At 46.7% G+C, this 4,793-nt stretch carries 3 protein-coding genes; all 3 read left to right on the plus strand.

Going from position 1 to position 4,793, the window contains the following annotated elements; all coding sequences use genetic code 11:
* Positions 1-961: 961 nt before the first annotated feature.
* Positions 962-1,993 (plus strand): recombinase RecA, encoded by a 1,032-nt coding sequence (gene recA, locus ACLQ6D_RS14125; RefSeq protein ID WP_411727955.1) that lies wholly within the window; start codon positions 962-964, stop codon positions 1,991-1,993.
* Positions 1,983-2,495, plus strand: coding sequence for a regulatory protein RecX (locus ACLQ6D_RS14130; protein WP_411727956.1), 513 nt, complete (start codon positions 1,983-1,985; stop codon positions 2,493-2,495). The genes recA and ACLQ6D_RS14130 overlap by 11 nt, the downstream gene beginning before the upstream one ends.
* 23 nt (positions 2,496-2,518) lie before the next feature.
* Positions 2,519-4,793 (plus strand): alanine--tRNA ligase (gene alaS / locus ACLQ6D_RS14135; RefSeq protein ID WP_411727957.1); only part of this gene is annotated, 2,275 nt, incomplete at its 3' end.

Raw genomic sequence — 4,793 nt, forward strand, 5'->3', positions numbered from 1 at the left:
GCTTGGAATGCCTTTCAATTAAACACAAGCTCAACCATTTTGCCTTGCGGGCTAAGTTGTATCTGAAAGCGGTTCGGTTGGCTTTTGATGAGCTACAGACGCTTAAGCGCGTAACATGAGTAATTAAGTTGTATTACCTGTTTTTTGTAGCAGAATTCATTTCGCCATGAATCCGCTTTCACAACATCGTGCATAGTATCGAACAAAATTAGCGGGATGTAATGGGAGAACTGTGGGAGATTTTTGGGTTCTACACACGAACTAATTGAGGTATTGCAATCCTGTGTGACACTCAGATTGAATTTGATGCCTAGGCCCAAGTGATATGTGCGCGCGTTGGGTTGGGTGTTAAACCTTAATCAACTACAAAATAGCTAACTAATATTTGGACATCCTAAAAGATATAAAACATTGCGAGCCATACGGCTTTAGGAATGCTTACTAATCCATCATTGGGACGATTACTGCTTGAGGATAAACATAAAACGAATTATTGATACCATCCGCCGCCCAATGCTTTGTACAGCGCAACCAGATTGCTCAAAGGATTAGCTTCTCTAGTGTTACTCTCGGATTGATATAACGTCTGTTGGGTTTCAAGACGGCATTGTTAATTCAGTATAGGCTTTTAATTTTTAGGTCAGAATTTTCAAATACATAAAAATGAATCTCTATACAAAATAACAATGCCTATTTGCAGAGGCATTTCAAGGAGTTTTTGCTTATTGATTGAGAGTATAAATCAGCACTATCCGAACCCATGTCTCTATGTGATAATAATTGATTAGGGAATCGCTGATTTAATCCTTCGACCGGCTCAGGAAGAACGGTATCTTATTGATTCCGTTCGTGGTGAGTCGTGAGCTTGTCGAATGGTCGAACCATGGTCAAAAACGATTTGTTCAGCGCTCTTAGTTGGCGGGTATTTCTTTGCTTACATGCAACTTAAAGGACATTAATAATGGATGAGAACAAAAAAAAGGCGTTAGGCGCTGCACTGATGCAGATAGAAAGGCAGTTTGGCAAAGGCTCTGTCATGCGTATGGGCGATGTTGCCGCGTCCCGTGATATCGACGTGGTGTCCACGGGTTCTCTGGGCTTGGACATAGCGCTGGGTTGCGGAGGCCTTCCGCGTGGACGGGTGGTTGAAATATACGGCCCGGAATCTTCCGGTAAAACCACGCTGACGCTGCAAGTTGTCGCGGAAGTGCAGAAACTGGGAGGGACTGCGGCTTTCGTTGATGCCGAACACGCCCTGGATCCCGGCTATGCTGAGAAAATAGGCGTGAACGTCGATGATTTGTTGGTTTCACAGCCGGACACAGGCGAGCAAGCGCTGGAAATCACCGATATGCTGGTGCGTTCGGGAGCAGTGGATGTAGTCGTGATAGATTCGGTCGCCGCGTTAACGCCGAAAGCGGAAATCGAAGGCGATATGGGCGATTCCCACATGGGCCTACAAGCAAGGCTCATGTCCCAGGCGTTAAGGAAACTCACCGGAAATATCAAGCGTTCCAATACCCTGGTTATTTTTATCAACCAGATCCGCATGAAAATTGGGGTCATGTTTGGCAACCCGGAAACCACAACGGGCGGCAATGCGCTTAAGTTTTATGCCTCAGTACGTCTGGATATTCGGCGCATAGGTTCGGTAAAAAAAGGCGAGGAAATCATTGGCAATGAAACCCGGGTTAAAGTGGTGAAAAACAAGGTTGCGCCGCCATTCCGCCAGGCCGAATTCGAGATTTTATATGGCGAAGGCATTTCATTTTTGGGTGAGCTGGTCGATCTCGGCGTTAACTACGGTTTTATCCAGAAAGCGGGTTCCTGGTACAGCTACGGTAATGAGAAAATAGGCCAAGGCAAAGACAATGCGAAAGTTTACTTGAAAGAGCATCCGGAAAAAGCCAAGGAAATTGAAGCCAAAATAAGGGCAGAGGCTTTTAGCCGCACCGTTCCTTATATTGAACCCTCCATCGTTGATGAAGAATAAGGATGCCCTGCACAATCCTGATGATATTGATGTTGTGGAAGCCCATCAGGACATTAAACAAATTAAGAAAGAGTGTTTGCGGTTGCTGACCCGAAGGGATCACAGCCGAAAAGAAATACAGGACAAATTGGCTATTATGGGTTATGACCGTAACCAAGTCTTGGCGGTTATCGATGAACTGACCCGTCAAAGTTGGCAAGACGATTTAAGGTATGCAGAAAGCTATGCCAGAGTCCGTAGCCAAAAAGGGTTCGGCCCCATCCACATTGCTTATGAGCTTAAACAACTAGGGATCACCCCCGACACGGTTGATAAAATTATAAGGGCGACGACCGATAATTGGATGAATCTTTTGGGGCAGGTCTACACCAAAAAATATCCTGGGACGGTTGCAATGGATAGCAGTGAACGCGCCAACCATATCCGGTTTTTACAGCAACGCGGATTTTCCAGCGCCATGATCCATGACCTATTCAAGCAAACAACCACAAAATCAACCTAAGTTTTACCTGTGATATGAAAATAATGACTAGTGCTGAATTGCGTTCGGCTTTCCTGGAGTTTTTTCGCCAACGTGGGCATTCAGTCCAGCCTTCGAGTTCCCTGGTTCCGGGCAGCGACCCAACCTTGCTGTTCACCAATGCCGGCATGGTGCAATTTAAGGACATGTTTTTAGGCAGGGAGCAACGCGACTTTGTTCGGGCGGCGACCAGCCAACGTTGCGTACGTGCAGGCGGCAAACATAACGACCTGGAAAATGTCGGTTATACGGCAAGGCACCATACTTTTTTTGAGATGCTGGGCAATTTCAGCTTTGGCGATTATTTCAAAGTGGATGCTATCCATTTCGCTTGGGATTTTTTGACTAAGGAACTGGGCATTCCCGCTGAAAGACTGTGGGTAACGGTTTTTGAAGAAGACAAAGAAGCGAAAAAAATATGGCTGGAAGATATTGGGGTTGATCCTACACGGCTTTCAAAAATCGGCGCCAAAGATAATTTTTGGTCGATGGGCGACACTGGGCCCTGTGGGCCTTGCACGGAAATTTTCTACGACCACGGCGAACACATTACCGGAGGCCCACCCGGAACGCCCGATGAAGATGGTGATAGATATATCGAAATCTGGAACCTGGTGTTCATGCAGTATGACCGTTCTGCTGACGGTACATTAACGCCGTTGCCCAAGCCTTCTGTCGATACGGGCATGGGGCTGGAACGGATTGCGGCGGTTTTGCAAGGTGTCCATAGCAACTATGAAATAGATTTATTCCAAAAGCTGCTGAAAGCCGCCGCCGAGTTGGCGGGTACGGCTAATCTCGATCAAAGTTCCTTACGGGTCATTGCCGACCATATCCGTTCTTGCGCGTTTCTGGTTGCCGATGGCGTAATGCCTTCCAATGAAGGCCGCGGTTATGTGCTGCGCCGTATCATTCGTCGGGCGATCCGGCATGGTTATCGTTTAGGTATTCAGGAGGTCTTTTTTTATAAGCTGGTTGTGCCTTTGGCTGAGGAAATGGGGACGGCTTATCCTGAACTGAAAAGTGCACAAGCCCAAGTTGAGCGCGTCCTTAAAAAAGAGGAAGAACGCTTCGCGGAAACTTTAGGTCAGGGCATGAATATCTTAGATTACAACTCAAGCATTGAGCAGCGAGTTTTAGCGAGAGTTACCCCTGACATAGGTGGGAGTGTTAGTGCCAGAGGCATAATGCCTGCTTTGGGTGGAAGGTATAATGCGCTCATCCGTAATGGAGACGAAACAACGACGGTTGAAATTACGAGTTTTAATGATGAGAAAACTGCTTTTAGTTCATTAAGAAGCTTAATTCCGGCACTTCAACAGCGTGTAATAACCGACTCAAATAGACAAGGATTAATTTGCGTTGTATTGCCTGAACAAGTATCTGAGGATATTCAGAATAAAATGGAGCAATTTCTCGATCAGCATGGAATCGTTACATCATTAGATATTCGTTTTTTTACTAATCGAGATTTACCTCTCGATGGCGAAACTATATTTAAGCTTTACGATACCTATGGTTTCCCGGTTGATTTAACTGCCGATATTTGTCGCGAACGCGAGATTCCGGTTGACCTAAATGGTTTCGAGAAAGCTATGTCGGCACAACGTGAGCGGGCGCGTTCCGCCAGCAGCTTTGGTGCGGATTACAGCCAGGAAATCAAGCTGGTAGGCCAAACTGAATTTACGGGTTACGGGCAGCTAGACGACCAGGCCCATATCGTCGCACTGTACCAACAAGGCCAGGAGGTTGATAGCCTCAACGCTGGTCAGGAAGGTTTGGTGGTATTGGACAAAACACCTTTTTACGCCGAATCCGGTGGGCAAGTTGGAGATAGCGGACGGATTGTTGCTGATAGTGCGGTCTTTGAGGTCATCGATACCCAAAAACAAGGCGTCAACCTGTTTTTGCATAAAGGCAGGTTAGTTTCAGGAACTGTTGCCAAAGGCCAGCCTTGTGTCGCTCAAGTCAATGTAACAACCAGAAAAGCTACCGAACTTAACCATTCGGCAACCCATTTATTACATGCAGCACTCAGGCAAGTCCTGGGTGAGCATGTTACGCAAAAAGGTTCGCTAGTGAATGCCGAACGCCTGCGTTTCGATTTTTCCCATTTTGAGCCGGTTACCGACGGTCAAATTAGCGGACTTGAGCGCATAGTGAATGAACAAATACGGCTGAACAATCCCGTTTCCGCAACCGTCATGGCGAAAGAAGATGCTGTTAAAGCAGGGGCAATGGCCTTATTCGGCGAGAAATACGGCGATGAAGTCAGGGTGT

This window comes from Methyloglobulus sp. (assembly GCF_046714055.1).
GTDB lineage: Bacteria > Pseudomonadota > Gammaproteobacteria > Methylococcales > Methylomonadaceae > Methyloglobulus.

Coding starts and splice junctions, on each gene's coding strand:
- recA (WP_411727955.1), top strand. CDS start 962: ATGGATGAGAACAAAAAAAAGGCGTTAGGCGCTGCACTGATGCAGATA.
- ACLQ6D_RS14130 (WP_411727956.1), top strand. CDS start 1,983: ATGAAGAATAAGGATGCCCTGCACAATCCTGATGATATTGATGTTGTG.